Origin of the sequence: Pseudomonas sp. fls2-241-TYG-175, from assembly GCF_030209155.1 — a bacterium.
In the GTDB taxonomy this organism is placed as follows: domain Bacteria; phylum Pseudomonadota; class Gammaproteobacteria; order Pseudomonadales; family Pseudomonadaceae; genus Aquipseudomonas; species Aquipseudomonas viridiflava.
This window is the reverse complement of record NZ_JARVSO010000006.1, coordinates 147,947-164,455: the sequence shown is the minus strand read 5'-3', so window position 1 is coordinate 164,455 and position 16,509 is coordinate 147,947. Positions and strand designations below refer to the sequence as shown.

14 protein-coding genes are annotated in these 16,509 nt (G+C 61.0%); 10 read left to right on the top strand and 4 right to left on the bottom strand.

What is annotated here, in order from left to right; translation table 11 throughout:
• Positions 1-55: 55 nt before the first annotated feature.
• The 4 genes from QRN20_RS06675 to edd form a co-directional block, all read right to left on the bottom strand.
• On the bottom strand, positions 56-1,462 hold the full coding sequence (locus tag QRN20_RS06675; RefSeq protein WP_004878562.1) for an ATP-binding protein: 1,407 nt from the start codon (positions 1,460-1,462) through the stop codon (positions 56-58).
• Between the two features lie 61 nt (positions 1,463-1,523).
• A complete protein-coding gene (locus QRN20_RS06670; protein ID WP_004878560.1) occupies positions 1,524-2,261 on the bottom strand; it encodes a response regulator in 738 nt (245 codons plus the stop codon).
• A gap of 47 nt (positions 2,262-2,308) precedes the next feature.
• Positions 2,309-3,274 carry a glucokinase gene (locus QRN20_RS06665; RefSeq protein ID WP_004878557.1) on the bottom strand — a complete coding sequence of 322 codons (966 nt, stop codon included), beginning with the start codon at positions 3,272-3,274 and terminating at the stop codon, positions 2,309-2,311.
• Entirely contained in the window at positions 3,271-5,097 is a 1,827-nt protein-coding gene (gene edd, locus QRN20_RS06660) for a phosphogluconate dehydratase (RefSeq protein WP_004878554.1), read from the bottom strand. Before edd ends, QRN20_RS06665 begins: the two co-directional genes overlap by 4 nt.
• A 219-nt stretch (positions 5,098-5,316) precedes the next feature.
• Here edd and gap point away from each other — a divergent pair, with 219 nt between their 5' ends.
• From gap to QRN20_RS06610, 10 genes are all read left to right on the top strand, one after another.
• Positions 5,317-6,318: a type I glyceraldehyde-3-phosphate dehydrogenase gene (gene gap, locus QRN20_RS06655; RefSeq protein ID WP_025995014.1), complete on the top strand. Its 1,002-nt coding sequence runs from the start codon at positions 5,317-5,319 to the stop codon at positions 6,316-6,318.
• A 340-nt stretch (positions 6,319-6,658) separates the two neighbouring features.
• Positions 6,659-7,177 carry an RNA polymerase sigma factor gene (locus QRN20_RS06650; RefSeq protein WP_025995013.1) on the top strand — a complete coding sequence of 173 codons (519 nt, stop codon included), beginning with the start codon at positions 6,659-6,661 and terminating at the stop codon, positions 7,175-7,177.
• 50 nt (positions 7,178-7,227) lie between these two features.
• Positions 7,228-8,193, top strand: coding sequence for a FecR family protein (locus QRN20_RS06645; RefSeq protein ID WP_370454387.1), 966 nt, complete (start codon positions 7,228-7,230; stop codon positions 8,191-8,193).
• Between the two features lie 118 nt (positions 8,194-8,311).
• The gene (locus QRN20_RS06640; RefSeq protein ID WP_122588653.1) at positions 8,312-10,885 is read left to right on the top strand and encodes a TonB-dependent receptor; all 2,574 of its coding nucleotides are present in this window, start codon (positions 8,312-8,314) and stop codon (positions 10,883-10,885) included.
• A gap of 110 nt (positions 10,886-10,995) precedes the next feature.
• Positions 10,996-11,610 (top strand): biliverdin-producing heme oxygenase, encoded by a 615-nt coding sequence (locus QRN20_RS06635; protein ID WP_122588652.1) that lies wholly within the window; start codon positions 10,996-10,998, stop codon positions 11,608-11,610.
• A complete protein-coding gene (locus QRN20_RS06630; RefSeq protein ID WP_025995009.1) occupies positions 11,607-12,077 on the top strand; it encodes a YbaN family protein in 471 nt (156 codons plus the stop codon). Before QRN20_RS06635 ends, QRN20_RS06630 begins: the two co-directional genes overlap by 4 nt.
• An 81-nt stretch (positions 12,078-12,158) precedes the next feature.
• On the top strand, positions 12,159-12,515 hold the full coding sequence (locus QRN20_RS06625; RefSeq protein WP_285360039.1) for a DUF5064 family protein: 357 nt from the start codon (positions 12,159-12,161) through the stop codon (positions 12,513-12,515).
• Between the two features lie 210 nt (positions 12,516-12,725).
• Complete coding sequence (gene gcsR / locus QRN20_RS06620; protein WP_088235856.1) at positions 12,726-14,234, top strand: transcriptional regulator GcsR; 1,509 nt, start codon at positions 12,726-12,728, stop codon at positions 14,232-14,234.
• 181 nt (positions 14,235-14,415) lie between these two features.
• Positions 14,416-16,134 (top strand): PAS domain-containing sensor histidine kinase, encoded by a 1,719-nt coding sequence (locus QRN20_RS06615; protein WP_088235857.1) that lies wholly within the window; start codon positions 14,416-14,418, stop codon positions 16,132-16,134.
• A complete protein-coding gene (locus QRN20_RS06610) occupies positions 16,119-16,508 on the top strand; it encodes a response regulator (protein WP_029241869.1) in 390 nt (129 codons plus the stop codon). The genes QRN20_RS06615 and QRN20_RS06610 overlap by 16 nt, the downstream gene beginning before the upstream one ends.
• The last annotated feature ends 1 nt before the right edge of the window (position 16,509 follow it).

Here is a 16,509-nt window from a genome sequence, read left to right as displayed (position 1 = left end):
CGCGAGGACGGTAACGAAGGGATGCGCGAATGTCACCGGATGGTTACATTCGATATCACTCTGATGTACGCGGCAGGTACAGCGTGACGCGCAGCCCGCCTTCGCGAAGATTCTGCAGGCTCACCTCTCCGCCATGGCTATGAGCGATATTGCGCGCGATACCCAGCCCAAGCCCGTAACCCTGCTGATTGCCGCCTGCCAGACGGAAATGCGGCTCGAATACATGCTCCAGCCTCTGTTCAGGCACACCCGGCCCTTCGTCATCGACATGCAGCACAAAGGCCAGCGCGTTGTCCTCGACCTTGAGGTGCGCCCGGTCACCGTACTTGAGAGCGTTGTCGATCAGATTGCCGATGCAGCGCCTGAGGGCCAGCGGCTTGCCGGGATAGCAGGACAGGGCTGCGCCGGTCTGAGTGACACGCCCTTCTCCGTCGGGACGCAGATAGGGCTCGACTAGACAGTCGAGCAGCACGTTGAGGTCCACCTGCTCGATGTTTTCATGGATATCAGTGTCCTTGACGCACTGCAGCGCGCCCTTCACCAGCAGCTCCAGTTCGTCGAGATCGCGTCCGAACTTGTATTGCATCTGCTCGTCTTCAAGCAGCTCGACACGCAGGCGCAGGCGAGTAATCGGCGTACGCAGGTCATGGGAAATGGCGCTGAACAATTGGCCGCGCTCGGTCAGGTAGCGACTGATCCGGGTGCGCATGGCATTGAAGGCACGGCTCACTTCGACCACTTCACTGCCGCCGCCCTCCACCACCGGCTCGACATCCGCGCCCAGTGACATGTCCCGCGCAGCACGCGCCAGACGCTTGAGCGGCCGGCTTTGCCAGTGCACCAGCAGGCCAATGAACAGCAGCAGAAACGCGCTGGTCAGGCCGATGAACCAGACCTGTTGAATCGGCAGATCCTGCTCTTCGAGGGTGGTGTAAGGCTCGGGCAGCAACGAGGCGATGTAGAACCATTCGCCGGGCGCCATTTCGATCTGCGTAACCAACACCGGCGGGTTGACCGGCTCCAGGGTCAGTGCGTAATGCGCCCAGGAACGCGGCAACTCGTCGAGCTTGAGCCCGCTGTTGAAGATTCGCAGATCATCGGGTTTGACGAACCACACGGCAATGTCGGGATCGTTGCCCAAGTGCTGACGCAGCACCTGGCCGACCACATCGAGCACCGCCTGTTTGCGCGGCGTGGGTTGCAGGATCTGCATGTCCAGCGGGTGATCGTTGAGCGACACCACGAAGCGCGTGCCGCCCATGCTGCGCAACTGATCCAGCACCAGCGGGCGATAGGCGAGCGGCAGGGAACGGAAGTAACTGACGCTGGCCGCCATCGAGTACGCCAGGCTACGCGCACTGGTCACCAGCCCTTCCATCTGGGTGGCTCGCAGTTGCGACAACCAGATCACGCTAGACAGCGTCTGGGCGATCAACACCGCCAACAGGGTCAACAGCAGCATTCGCCCGAGCAGCGAACGCGGTAGCGGCAGGCTGCGTTTTTTAGGGCCTGCCACCGGCGTGTTAATAGCCGCTGCCTGCTTGTGCGTTGACGTTGGCGGCCAGCAGATATCCGCTGCCGCGCACGGTCCGGATCAGACGAGGCGACTTGCCTGTGTCACGCAGCCGCTGACGCAGACGGCTGACCGCCATGTCAACGATGCGCTCCAATGGCATCAGCTCGCGGCCACGGGTGGCGTTGCCAATGGTGTCGCGATCCAGAATCTGCTGAGGGTTATCCAGAAACAGCTTGAGCAAGGCGAAGTCGGCGCCCGACAGGATCACTTCTTCGCCGTCGTTGTGAAACAGCCGGTGGCTGACCATGTCCAGGCGCCACTCGTCGAACAGGATAACGTCGCCACCGGGACGCTCCTGACCGAACTGCGCGCGGCGCAGCAGCGCCTTGATGCGCGCCTGAAGCTCGCGCGGGCTGAACGGCTTGCCCAGGTAATCGTCGGCGCCCAGCTCCAGACCAATGACCCGGTCGGCCTCGTCGGAACTGGCGGTGAGCATGATGATCGGCACATGCGGCTGACGCGGATGCTGGCGCACCCAGCGGCACAGGCTGAAGCCGTCTTCGTCGGGCAGCATGACGTCGAGAATCAGCAGGTCGCTGGACGCCTCGTTGAACGCCTGACGAAAACCTGCGCCGTCGCCGACCGTGCGAACCTGAAAACCGGCACGGCTCAGGTAGGTGTCCAGCAACTCCCGAATCTCCTGGTCGTCATCCACCAGCAGGATCGATTTACTGACTGAACTCACGTGAAGGCGTCCTCGTTGGCTGTTGATTTTGTTGTTAGGGACGCGGTTCAGATGTCTGAACCGAAGGCCTGTTGCAGCGCAACCCCCGCGCCCATCAGGCCGGGATATTCAGCGGTGACCAGCCAGACTGGCAACCCCTTGAAATAATCGCTCATCACGCCCTTTTCGGCGAGCGCGCGCTTGAAGCCGCTGTTCATGAAGAAGTCGGTAAAGCGTGGCACCACGCCGCCAGCGATGTAGACACCGCCCAGGCCGCCCACCGTCAGCACCTGATTGCCGACCACGCGGCCCAGAAACACACAGAACTGGTCCAGCACAGCCGCAGCCACCGGATCGCCTGCAAGCGCTGCCGTGGTGATAGCCGCCGGTGACTTGAGCTCAGGCTCGATGTCATCCAGCGCGCAACTGACCTGATAGAGCAGCAACAGGCCTGCACCGCTGAGCACCACTTCCGCGCTGACATGCTCGTGCTCGGCCATCAGCCGCGTCCACAGCAGCGCTTCACGTGCGGTACCGATCGGCAGGTCGACATGCCCCCCCTCGCCCGGCAACGCCAGCCAGCGCGTGTCACTTTCCTTGATCAGCGTGCCGACCCCCAGCCCGGTGCCAGGTCCGACCACGGCGCGTGGGCGATCCGGCTTGCCGACACCGTGACAGACCGTCAGGTACTCGTCGTCCTTGAGCCGGGTCATGCCCAGCGCCATGGCGGTGAAATCATTGATCAGCAGCAGGTGGTCGACTTTCAGGTCTTCGCAAAACGCCTTGCGGCTCAGCTCCCAATGACTGTTGGTGAACTGGAAAAGATCGCCATCCACGGGTCCGGCAACCGCCAGACAGACGTAGCCGATGTCGCCACGCTTGAGCTCGAGGTCCTGCAGGTAGACCTCGATGGCTTTTTCCGGACCGATGTAGTCGATGGTCGGGAATACGCGGACAGAATGCAGCGTGTCGTCTTCCCAGATGGCAAAACGAGCATTGGTACCGCCTATATCACCGACCAGGGCCAACTTCACTTAAGCGTCTCCAGACTAGAGGTAAAGGCGCAAGCGCCCTGCTCTGCGGAGCTGAAGGCCATGCGCATGAATCCAAACAGCTCCCGACCGCAGCCGACGCTGTTGTCGATCTGGCAGGTGGCGGGTTCTCTGGCGGCCAATTCTGACGCTTCGACCAGAACTTGCAACGTTCCTTTCACGCCATCGACGCGAATCACGTCACCCTCTTGCACCAGCGCAAGAGGACCGCCCACGTAAGCTTCCGGGCAAACGTGAATGGCCGCCGGGATCTTGCCCGAAGCGCCGGACATCCGTCCATCGGTTACAAGAGCGACCTTGAAGCCACGGTCCTGCAGCACGCCGAGGAACGGCGTCATCTTGTGCAATTCCGGCATGCCGTTGGAGCGCGGCCCCTGGAAACGCATGACTGCAACGAAGTCACACTCCAGCTCACCGGCCTTGAAGGCGTCGGCCAGTTCCTGCTGATCCTGAAACACCTTGGCGGGCGCTTCGACAATCTGGTGTTCAAGGGCCACGGCGGACACTTTCATCACACCACGGCCGAGATTGCCTTCCATGACGCGCAGACCACCTTCCGCTGAGAATGGACGGGACACCGGACGCAGGATGTTCTCGTCCAGACTTTCCAGCGGGCCTTCGCGCCAGACCAGCTTGCCGTCTTCCAGAAACGGCTCCTTGGTGTAGCGGCTCAGGCCATAACCGGCCACGGTGTTGACATTTTCGTGCAACAGGCCGGCCGCCAGCAGTTCGCGGATCAGGAACGACATGCCGCCCGCTGCCTGGAAGTGGTTGATGTCGGCCTTGCCGTTCGGATAGACGTGGCTGAGGGTCGGCACGACTTCCGACAGGTCGGCCATGTCCTGCCAGGTCAGTTTGATACCGGCTGCCATGGCGATGGCGGGCATGTGCAGGGTGTGGTTGGTCGAGCCGCCGGTAGCGTGCAGGGCCACGATGGAGTTGACCAGCGAGCGCTCGTCGACGATTTCGCCGATCGGCATGAAGCTGCCGCTCTGCTTGGTCAGGCGCGTAACCTGATGCGCAGCCTCAGTGGTCAGCGCGTCACGCAGCGGGGTGTACGGGTTGACGAACGAAGCGCCAGGCAAGTGCATGCCCATCACTTCCATCACCAGCTGGTTGGTATTGGCAGTGCCGTAGAACGTGCAGGTGCCGGGGCTGTGGTAGGACTTCATCTCCGAGTCCAGCAGCTCCTCGCGGGTCGCCTTGCCTTCGGCATAGCGCTGGCGAACGTCGGCTTTCTGCTTGTTGGAAATGCCGGACACCATCGGCCCGCCCGGCACGAAAATGGTCGGCAGATGACCGAAACGCAGTGCGCCCATCATCAGGCCCGGCACGATCTTGTCGCAGATGCCCAGCATCAGCGCGCCATCGAACATGTTGTGCGACAGCGCCACGGCCGTGGACATCGCGATCACTTCACGGCTGGCAATCGCCAGCTCCATGCCCGGCTCGCCCTGGGTCACGCCATCGCACATCGCCGGCACACCACCGGCAAACTGACCGACCGAACCAATGTCACGTAAAGCCTGTTTGATCTGGTTAGGGAAGTGTTCGTAGGGCTGATGCGCGGAGAGCATTTCGTTGTAGGAGGAGACGATGGCGATGTTGGCGGCGTTCATCATCCGCAGGCTCTGCTTGTCTTCCGGACCGCACGCCGCGACACCGTGAGCAAAGTTGGCGCATTGGAGTTTGCCGCGCATCGGGCCTTCGCTGGCTGCGCCGCGAATCAATTGAAGATAGCGCTCGCGGGTATCACGACTGCGAGCGATCAGCCGCTCGGTTACCTCAAGAATGCGGGGATGCATGTGATGAACTCCAGGCTAACGTCTATGGTCACCCGTAAAGACGGTTCCGATGATCGGGTCCGAATGCTGTCGCGCAAAGGCCTGGTTTCGATCAACGGGGCATGCCTTTCAGGCTTGTAGTTGTAGATAAAACAAAATATTGCCACTAAAAAGGCTTGTTTTCTATTTCTATGAGAATAATCTTGTAATTCCAACAACAAATTTATGAAGGACGGCTGTATGACTCTTCGTATCGCAATCAACGGTTTTGGCCGCATCGGCCGCAACGTCCTACGCGCACTGTATACCCAAGGTTACCGACAGGACCTGCAGGTCGTCGCCATCAACGATCTGGGCGACAGCGAAATGAACGCGCACCTGCTGCGTTTCGACACTGTACACGGCCCGTTCAGCGGCACCGTGGAGTGTGACAAAGAGAGCCTGACGGTCAACGGCGACCGTATCGCCGTGAGCGCGATCCGCAACCCTGCGGAGCTGCCATGGAAGTCGCAGAACATCGATGTGGTATTCGAGTGCACCGGCCTGTTCACCAGCCGCGACAAAGCCTCCGCCCACCTGACTGCCGGTGCGCGCAAGGTCATCATCTCCGCTCCTGCCAGCGGCGCAGATGCGACCATCGTCTATGGCGTGAACCACGACACGCTGCGTCAGTCGCACCAGATCATCTCCAGCGCTTCCTGCACCACCAACTGCCTGGCGCCGGTTGCCCAGGTGCTGCACCGTGAACTGGGTATCGAAAGCGGCCTGATGACCACCATTCATGCCTACACCAACGACCAGAACCTGATCGACGTCTACCACACCGACCCGTACCGCGCGCGCTCGGCCACGCAGTCGATGATCCCGAGCAAGACCGGTGCCGCCGAAGCGGTCGGCCTGGTGCTGCCGGAGCTGGCGGGCAAGCTTACGGGTATGGCGGTGCGGGTTCCGGTGATCAACGTTTCGCTGGTGGATCTGACCGTCACCCTGAAACGCGAAACCACTGCTGAAGAAGTCAACGCGCTGATGAAAGAAGCCAGCCAGCACTCCAAGGTACTGGGTTACAACACCCTGCCGCTGGTCTCCCACGACTTCAACCACAACCCGCTGTCGTCGATCTTCGATGCCAACCACACCAAAGTGAGCGGCAAACTGCTCAAGGTGCTGTCCTGGTACGACAACGAATGGGCATTCTCCAACCGCATGCTGGACAACTGCCTGGCGCTGCATAACGCTGAGTAATTCATCCTGCCTGATCGTGCCGATGCTTTGCGTCGGCATGCAGTCCATGACGCTTCGTGTCTTCAAGAGCGGACGCGGAGCGTCCTGAGAGGCATTCCCACGCAGAGCGTGGGAACGATCATGATCTCCAGCACACTGATCGTGCCCATCGCTCCGCGTGGGCATGCAGCCCGTGACGCTCCGCGTCACAAATGGCACAGACGCGAATTCAATAAGCCGAGTGCTCTAGCCTGCTGAGCATGTGCAACTTCAACACTCAAAATAAACCTGAATCCTCACTTGACCGATCACAAAGATGATAAGCATTATCATTTGAATAATTTGCCGGTCGAGCCCTTCTGTGTCGCAGTCTCACTTCAACGATGTCTTTATCGCCCAGCGCGATGTGCTATTGCGCACGCTGCAGCGCATGGTGGGTAACCGCAGTGCTGCCGAAGATCTTTTGCAGGAAACTTGGCTGCGTGTCAGCCGGGCGCTGACCGAGCACCCTATCGATCACCTTGAGCCATTTGTTTTCCAGACCGCCCGCAACCTGGCGCTGGATCATCTGCGCGCGCGGCGGATTCGTGGCCGTACGCTGATCGAGGACGTTCCGCTCGCCCAACTGGAAAGCGTCGTCGCCCAACTCAGCACGCCGGAAGATGCCGCCCACGCCAAACGTTTGATCGACAGCCTCAGCGCCAGCCTGAGTACCTTGACCCCGCGCCAGCAGACAATCTTCACCCTCAGCCGGCTCAACGGGCAGAGTTACCTGCAGATCGCCGAGCAGTTGAATGTCTCGGCCAGCACCGTACAAAAAGAACTGAAACTGATCATGGCGATCTGTGTAGGGGTCGTCTCAAGGCTTGACCCGCCCTGAGTGCTGCCGCAGGCTGCAAATCCTTCGCCCTTGCCGATACCGAATAAGAACTGTCGAGGAACACCGTGACTCCGGAAACATCAGCGCAAGACGTGCTGAGCAACCACGCAATGGATCAGGCGCTGAACTGGCTTATCGAGCTGGAGGGCGTCGATGAACAACAGCACATCCTCTTTCAGGAATGGCTCGGTGCCGATCCTGAAAATGCCCGCGCGTTCGACAGGGCAAAGTCGATCTGGAACGGTGCCTCCGTGATGCAGGCAGCTGCGCAGCTTGCCGAGCCGCGCAAGCCGACGAGGATGCAACGCATCCGCCGCCACTGGAAACCCGTAGCTACAGCGGCCGTTCTGCTACTGGCCGTATTGAACTTCAGTAACCTGCCGTTGCGCCTGCAGGCCGACCACCTGACTGTCGTGGGTGAACGTCAGCGTCTGGAGCTGGCTGACGGGTCGCGGGTACTGCTCAACACCGATTCGGCGTTGTCCAGCAATGTTGGCGACACCCAGCGCTCGGCGCGGCTGTATCAGGGCGAGGCGTATTTCAGCGTACCCGCCCGTCCCGGCCTGCCGATGGAAATCGAGGCCGGTCCGGTGCGCATGCGAGCTGACAGCACCGACTTTTCAGTGCGTTATCTGGATGGCATCGCTCAGGTGCAAGTGCAGCGTGGCGCTGTGAACGTACAAGCCATTCGTGGAGATTCCAGCGTCAGCCTCGGTGCCGGAGAAAGCGTGCGCGTGGGCCCTGGCGGTTTCGGCAGTCGGGAAAAACTCGACGCCAATCGCGATCTGGCCTGGGTGCAAGGCCGCCTTGTTTTCGATAACTGCCCTTTGAACGAGGTGTTGGCCGAACTGCGCCGCTACTACCCCGGCTGGATCATCAACACCAATGCGCAACGAGGCCATGTGGCGGTGACCGGTAATTACCGCCTGGACAACCCGCTGGACGTGATTCGCTCGCTGGCGCACATCACTTCTGCAAGCGTGCACGAGATGCCCGCACTGGTGATCATCAACTGACAGAAAGTTTTTTTACTCGATAGCTGCAGGTCGTTCGTCTAGTCATTGCCAATACAAATGATTCTCATATGAGAATTCTGCGCAATACTAGAACGAGACCTCACAGGGAGCGCTATCGATGTCGTCCACCACCACACCCACTGCCCGCAATCGAGCACGGTTCACCCTCTCCCTTCTGACGCTGGCAGTGCTGGGCGCGGGCCTGCCGATGACTTCGGCAAGCGCTGCCAATACACACGCTCAGCCCACGCGCGCCGTCGGCACTTATACATTTGCCATCGAGCGCCAGCCGCTGGTGTCGGCACTGAACGAGTTCAGTCGCGTGACCGGCTGGCAGGTGGGTGTGTCATCGGACCTCACGCAGAATGTGACCTCATCGGGCACCAGCGGCAACCTTACGCCTGCCAGGGCACTGGAAAACCTGCTGGCAGGCAGTCAGTTGAGCTATCGATCGCTGGGCAATAACAACGTGGTGCTGGAAAAACGTATCGCAGGCGTGATGTCGCTCGAACAGATCACTGTCAGCGCCACGCGTCAGGCGCAGGACGTGACCACCGTGCCCAGCACCGTCAGCGTGCAGTCGCGTGAGGAACTGGACCGGCGCAACGTCAACACCATTCGTGATCTGGTGCGTAACGAGCCGGGCGTCTCGGTCGGCGGCGCAGGTCAGCAAGCAGGCACCACCGGCTACAACATTCGTGGCATCGATGGCGACCGGATCATGACCCAGGTCGACGGTGTCGAAGTGCCCGACAGTTTCTTTACCGGCCCTTACGCGCAGACCCACCGTAACTACGTGGATCCCGAAATCGTCAAACGCGTGGAAATCCTGCGCGGCCCGGCCTCGGCGCTGTATGGCAGCAGCGCCATTGGTGGCGTGGTGAGCTATTACACGCTGGACCCGGACGACGTTATCAAACCCGGCAAGGACGTTGGTGCCCGCTTGAAAACCGGCTACAGCTCAGCCGACGACAGCTGGCTGAACTCCGCGACGCTGGCCGGACGTCAGGGTGATTTCGATGGGCTGTTGCACCTGAGCCAGCGTAACGGTCATGAAACCGAATCCTACGGCAGCACGGGCGGCACGGGCCTGAATCGCACCGAAGCCAACCCCGAAGACGTGCGTAGCACCAACGTGCTGGCCAAGCTGGGCTGGAACTACGGCGACGGCTCGCGCCTGGGCCTGACCTATGAAAAGTACAAGGATGACCGCGACACCGATCAGAAAAGTGCGGTGGGCGGGCCTTTCGCCAATGGCACCGGGCTGGGCATGTATCAGTCGCGGGAAGGCAACGACACCATTACCCGCGAGCGCTTCGGCATCGAAAACAGCTTCGCCCTCGACAGCCTGCTGGTGGACAACGTCAAGTGGAGCCTCAACTACCAGACCGCCAAGACCGACCAGACCACGCAGGAACGCTACTTCCCATTTTCGCGGGACGTGAACCGCTACCGTGAGACGGTGTATCAGGAAAAGCAGTGGATTTTCGATGCACAGCTCGACAAGGCGTTTTCGGTCGCCAGCACTGATCACGTGCTGACTTACGGCACCACCCTCAAACAACAGAAAGTCACCGGCCTGCGCAGCGGCAGTGGCACCTGTGCCCGTGTCTTCGGCTCGTGTCGCGTACTGGGCGCCGACAGCCCGAGCGACCGTCTGGTGGCGACCAGCGACTTCCCGGACCCGACCATCAACAGCTACGCGCTGTTCGCCCAGGACCAGATCAGCTGGAACGACTGGACCTTCATGCCGGGCGTACGTTACGACTATACGAAGCTCGATCCGAAGATCACCCCGGCGTTTCTCAACTCGGTCAGCCTCACTGACGCCAGCCAGGCGAGTGACGAGAGCAAGGCCTGGCATCGCGTCTCGCCCAAATTCGGCGTGACCTACGCGCTGACCGACGCCTACACATGGTACGGCCAGTACGCCGAAGGTTTCCGTACCCCGTCGGCCAAGGCGCTGTATGGCCGCTTCGAAAATCTCAATGCCGGTTATGTGGTCGAGCCCAACCCGGACCTGGACCCGGAGAAGAGCAAAAGTTATGAAACCGGGCTGCGCGGCCGCTTCGAGTCGGGCTCGTTCGACGTCGCGGTGTTCTATAACAAGTACCGCGACTTCATCAACGAAGACGCGATCACCCCCGGTTACAGCCAGACCACGTTCCAGTCCAACAACATCAGACACGCCACCATCAAAGGTGCAGAGTTCAAGGGCCGCTTGAACCTGGACAGCTTCGGTGCCCCGCACGGCCTGTACAGCCAGGCCTCCATCGCCTACGCCCAGGGCCGTAACAACGACACCGGCGAGCCGATCAACAGCGTCAACCCGCTGACCGGCGTACTCGGCCTGGGTTATGACCAGAACCAGTACGGGGGTCTGTTGAGTTGGACGCTGGTCAAGCGCAAGACCGCCGTGGATGACAGCAACTTCCACACCCCGGACGGCACCTCCAGCCAGTTCAAGACGCCCGGCTTCGGCATCCTCGATTTGACCGGCTACTACAAGGTCACCAACGACGTGACAGTCAACGCGGGCCTCTACAACCTCACCGACAAGCAGTACTGGCTGTGGGACGACGTGCGCGGCTACGACGGGGTCGGCGAGGCAGGCGTGACCGCGCCCGCCAACCTCGACCGCCTGACCCAGCCGGGCCGCAACTTCAGCGTCAACGTGGTGTGGGACATCTGAACCGTGACCGAAGAGCGCGCTGTCGAGGCTGATGGCGTGCTTTTTTTACGCTCACGAGGATGACCATTCGTCTATTCAACATGCCCTATTGATCAGCAAGGAAGACTTCGATGACACTTGATCCCACCCGTCCGGTCCTGCGTTCACAACGCCTCAATCACATCACCCACGCCCCGCACGAACAGCTCGACAAGGCAGTCAAGGCGCACGCCCCTTTCGAAACCCTAGGCAGCTACGCACGCTTCGTGGTTGCGCAGTACCTGTTTCAGGCTGAGTTGCAGGGCCTGTATAACGACCCGGCACTTCAGGCGATCATCGCCGACCTGCCTGAGCGCTGCCGGGCTGCACAGGCCAGAGACGACCTTGCCGATCTGAGCCTTGAAACGCCCTCGCCGGTTGCCGGGGCCGTGCATCAGCCGTCCCTGGCGCAGGCGCTGGGCTGGTTGTTCGTTTCAGAAGGTTCCAAGCTGGGTGCCGCGTTCCTGATCAAACGCGCCGTGGCGCTGAACCTCAGTGACAGCTTCGGCGCACGGCATCTGGGTGAGCCCGCTGGCGGTCGAGCGGCAGGCTGGAAAACCTTTGTCAAAATCCTTGACGAGCTGCCCTTCACGGCCGAGCAGGAAGCCGAACTGGATCAAGGCGCGGTCGCTGCATTCGAGCGTTTCAACGTTCTGCTGCAGCACGCCTATGCCGATGCGCCGACAGCCGAAGTGGCACACGCATGAAAAAGCGCCCGGTGCTGTTAAGCTGGCCGGGCTTTTCGAACCTGCCTGTAGAGACCATGACGTACAAACCACCCGGTTCCAGACTTTCACGCTTTCTGTTTGGCATTCTCGCGTATGCCAGCCTGGGCATTGGTATTGCCGCGATTTTCATTCCCGGCCTGCCGACCACCGAGTTCATTCTCCTGGCCGCCTGGGCTGCAACACGCAGTTCGCCGCGCCTGAATGCCTGGCTGGAGAACCACCGCGTGTTCGGGCCGATCCTTTACAACTGGCGCAACGGCCGACTGGTCACCCGGCGCGCCAAGATCAGCGCCACGGTCAGCATGCTGTTCTGCGCGGTGATGATGCTGAGCCTGCTGACTCATGTCTGGTGGCTGTATTTGGCAATCGCCGGGATGGCGCTGGGCAATCTGTGGATATGGTCGCGCCCCGAGCCGGTCAAGGCCGAGCGCCCGCCTTCGCGCTGAAGAGCGGTCCGATATCCGGCTGAACCGCCCTGATGCGAACAGTGTCCTACGTGGACACTCAATTTCAATGGGGCAATCTCCATGTTCGAGCCAGGCCATCTGCACATGACTCACGCGGCGTTCCAGCCATCGGAGATCGCTTACGACGTTCATCTGCGTTACGAAGTGAGTCAGGATCCCAAGCAAGGAACCGGCATGCACTTCACGATGGAGGGCGAGATCGATGGCAAGAGCTTTTCCGAAGCGTTCGACCTGCCCCGCGACCTGGCTTTCAACTTCGCCCACGACGCCGGACGCATCGCCCTCAAGCATGGTCTGCCCCACAGCGATTCCCTGCCGATCGCCAAACATCCGGACTACGACCGCATGTTCGAAGACATCCGCGACAAGCTGGACGCCAAGTCCGGCGAGCCGGTGAAGCCTGAACATCTGGAGTAAGGCATCTACCGGACGCGGAGCGTCCTGAGCGGCGTTACCACGCAGAGCGTGGGAACGATCAGTGCAAGGTTGATGATCGTGCCTTCACTCCGCGTGGGCATGCCGCCCGTGACGCTCCGCGTCACATTCTCGTCATCACGCTGAATTTCACCAAACGCCGCGCCACAGGGCATACTTGCCAGCCTCTCGTTTGCGAACCCGCTCTGCCTCATGCGTATCCATGTCAGTTTCATCGACCGTGTCGGTATCACCCAGGAAGTGCTGGCGATTCTGGGTGGGCGCAATCTGAATCTGGATGCCGTGGAAATGGTGCCGCCGAACGTCTATATCGACGCGCCGACCCTGAGCCATCAGATGTTGGAAGAACTCAAGGACGCTCTGTTCAGGGTGCGGGGTGTCGAGGCGATCACGGTGGTGGACATCCTGCCCGGTCAGCGTCGTCACCTGCAGCTTGATGCGCTGCTGGCCGCGATGACCGATCCGGTGCTGGCGCTGGACAGTGCCGGGCATGTGTTGCTGGCCAACCCGGCACTGATCGCGCTGATCGGCCGCGAACCCGCAGGCGAGCCCATTGGTGAACTGTTCGCCGACACTAGCCTGCACACTGCGTTGCTGGATAACGGCTTTCGTCTGCCGCTGCGCGAAATCACCCTCAACGGCGAAGCACTGCTGCTCGATGCCACACCGATCACCGAGGCGGGCGCGCTGATCACGCTGTACCTGCCCAGCCGGATCGGCGAACGCCTTTCAGCGCTGCACCACGACCACGCCGAAGGCTTCGATGCGCTGCTGGGCGAGTCACCGGCCATCCGCACCCTCAAGGCGCGTGCCCAGCGAATTGCCGCACTCGATGCGCCTCTACTGATTCAGGGCGAAACCGGCACCGGCAAGGAGCTGGTTGCCCGTGCCTGCCACGCCAGCAGCGCCCGGCATGGCGAGCCGTTTCTGGCCCTCAACTGTGCAGCGCTCCCAGAGAACCTCGCCGAAAGCGAACTGTTCGGCTACGCCCCTGGCGCCTTCACCGGTGCCCAGCGGGGCGGCAAGCCGGGCTTGATGGAGCTGGCCAACCAGGGCACGGTATTTCTCGACGAAATCGGCGAAATGTCACCCTACCTGCAGGCCAAACTGCTGCGTTTTCTCAACGACGGCAGCTTTCGGCGGGTGGGCGGCGACCGCGAGGTCAAGGTCAATGTGCGCATCCTCAGCGCCACCCATCGTGACCTGGAAAAGATGGTCAGCGAGGGCACCTTCCGCGAGGACCTGTTCTACCGCCTCAACGTCCTGAACCTGGAAGTGCCGCCCCTGCGCGAACGCGGCCAGGACATCCTGCTGCTGGCGCGCTACTTCATGGAGCAGGCCTGCGCGCAGATCCAGCGACCGGTCTGTCGTCTGGCACCCGGTACTTACCCTGCCCTTCTGGGCAATCGCTGGCCTGGCAATGTCCGGCAGCTGCAGAACGTGATTTTCCGCGCGGCAGCCATCAGTGAAAGCGCCGTGGTGGACATCGGCGATCTGGACATCGCGGGCACCGCTATTGCAGGCCAGAGCACGGTCGAAGTCGACAGCCTTGAGCACGCCGTGGAGTCTTTCGAAAAGGACCTGTTGGAAAGACTCTACGCCGACTATCCCTCCACTCGCCAACTGGCCACGCGTCTGCACACTTCGCACACCGCCATCGCCCACCGGCTGCGCAAGTACGGCATTCCCGGCAAATCCTGAAGGTAGCGTGCCTGCAGCGACAAACGGCCAATCTGAAGCAAACCATTGGTAGCTATTTAGTGGCAAACCACTGATAGTCAAGGTGTGACTGGCAACACTTTCTGGAGTGGCCGGTCGCTAGACCGATGGTCGCAGACGGTATAGCCTCGTCCTCAGGAAGGTTCACGAAGTCACGGGAGCAATGATGCAAACCCCGCAAGTAGAACCCGAGTCTCGCGACGAAAGGATCACGGAATCACGTCGTCAGAAATCCCTGCTCAAGACAGGCGCGCTGCAGGACGCGATTTTCAACAGCGCCTACTTTTCAAGCATCGCCACCGATGAGCACGGCGTCATCCAGATTTTCAACGTCGGCGCCGAGCGCATGCTCGGCTATCAGTCCGAAGATGTGGTCGACAAGATCACCCCGGCCGACATCTCCGACCCTACCGAGCTGATCGCCCGTGCGGCGGCCCTCAGCTACGAACTCAACACACCCATCACGCCAGGCTTCGAAGCACTGGTGTTCAAAGCGTCTCGCGGGATCGAAGACATTTACGAACTGACCTACATCCGCAAGGACGGCAGTCGTCTGTCGGCCATGGTCTCGGTCACGTCGTTGCGTGACAGCAACGAAACCATCATCGGTTACCTGCTGATCGGCACCGACAACACGGCGCGCAAGCAGGAAGAAGAAACCCAGGCCCTGCTCGACCAGCGGCTTCGCGATCAGCACTTCTACACCCGGTCGCTGATCGAGTCGAACACCGATGCACTGATGATGACCGACCCACAGGGCATCATTTCCGACGTCAACAAGCAGATGATGGCGCTGACCGGAAGAACCCGTGACGAACTGATCGGCGCGCCGTGCAAGAACTTCTTTACCGACCCGGCCAGCGCCGAAGCCGCCATCAAGCGCGTGCTCAGCGAACACACCGTCAGCGATTACGAACTCACCGTGCGCGCCTACGATGGCACCGAAACCGTGGTGTCCTATAACGCCGCGACCTTCCACGACCGCGACCGCAAGCTCAAGGGTGTGTTTGCCGCCGCCCGCGATGTCACCGAACGCAAGCGCTTCGAACGCACCCTGGAAGAGAAGAACGTCGAGCTGGAACACGCCAGCCACATGAAGTCCGAATTCCTGGCGACCATGTCCCACGAACTGCGTACGCCGCTCAATGCCGTGATCGGCTTTTCAGAGGCGCTGCGCGACGGCATGGTCGGCGACATGACCGACACGCAACGCAAGTACATCGGCGACATATTCAACAGCGGCCAGCACCTGCTGTCATTGATCAACGACATTCTCGATCTGTCCAAGGTCGAGGCCGGCATGATGGAACTGGAGCTGGAGCCGGTCGAGCTGAGCGAGCTGCTGAGCAACAGCCTGCTGATCGTTCGTGAGCAGGCTGCACTGCAGAGCATTCAGCTCAAACTGGAATCGGAAGCCGATTTCGGCCTGATGGAACTGGACCGGCGCAAGACCAAACAGATCGTCTACAACCTGCTGGCCAACGCGGTGAAGTTCAGTTCGCCCGGCGGCTGGGTCACGCTGGCCGTGCGTCAGGTGCCCCGCGCACTGGCCGGCACGATCAAGGGCGACTGGCCAACCCATGGCTTCGAGTTGCCCGCCGGCGAGCATGATCAGTTCCTGGAACTGAGCGTCAGCGACACCGGGATCGGCATTGCACAAAGCGACATGAGCAAACTGTTCAAGGCCTTCAGCCAGATCGACAGCAGCCTGTCACGCAAATTCGAAGGCACCGGGCTGGGCCTGGCAATGGTCAAACAGCTGGCCGAGTTGCACGGCGGCAGTGTCGCGGTCGCCAGCGTCAAGGACTTGGGCGCACGTTTCGTGGTCTGGCTGCCGATTCGCGCACACACACCTGTGGAGGCGCCGTGGCCCAAATCCTGATCATCGAAGACAACGCAGCCAACATGCGCCTGGCCGAGTTACTGCTGACCAGCGCCGGGCATGGTGTGACCGCAGCAACCGATGCAGAGACCGGCCTCAGACTGGCGCAGGAGGGTCACCCGCACCTGATCCTCATGGACATTCACTTGCCCGGAATGGACGGCCTGCAGGCCACCTCACTGCTCAAGAGTGATGCCAGGACCGCGACCATTCCAGTCATTGCCCTGACCGCCATGGCCATGAAAGAAGACGAAGAAAAAATCCGTCTGGCCGGCTGTGATGCCTACATCACCAAGCCGCTGAGTTACAAGGAACTGTATCGGGTCATCGAGACCTTGCTGGCAAAGAATCCGCCCGAACGGCCAACCACCTGAG

Coding starts and splice junctions, on each gene's coding strand:
- QRN20_RS06615 (WP_088235857.1), top strand. CDS start 14,416: ATGATGCAAACCCCGCAAGTAGAACCCGAGTCTCGCGACGAAAGGATC.
- edd (WP_004878554.1), bottom strand. CDS start 5,097: ATGCATCCCCGCATTCTTGAGGTAACCGAGCGGCTGATCGCTCGCAGT.
- QRN20_RS06675 (WP_004878562.1), bottom strand. CDS start 1,462: ATGCTGCTGTTGACCCTGTTGGCGGTGTTGATCGCCCAGACGCTGTCT.
- QRN20_RS06640 (WP_122588653.1), top strand. CDS start 8,312: ATGTCGTCCACCACCACACCCACTGCCCGCAATCGAGCACGGTTCACC.
- QRN20_RS06635 (WP_122588652.1), top strand. CDS start 10,996: ATGACACTTGATCCCACCCGTCCGGTCCTGCGTTCACAACGCCTCAAT.
- QRN20_RS06630 (WP_025995009.1), top strand. CDS start 11,607: ATGAAAAAGCGCCCGGTGCTGTTAAGCTGGCCGGGCTTTTCGAACCTG.
- gap (WP_025995014.1), top strand. CDS start 5,317: ATGACTCTTCGTATCGCAATCAACGGTTTTGGCCGCATCGGCCGCAAC.
- QRN20_RS06625 (WP_285360039.1), top strand. CDS start 12,159: ATGTTCGAGCCAGGCCATCTGCACATGACTCACGCGGCGTTCCAGCCA.
- gcsR (WP_088235856.1), top strand. CDS start 12,726: ATGCGTATCCATGTCAGTTTCATCGACCGTGTCGGTATCACCCAGGAA.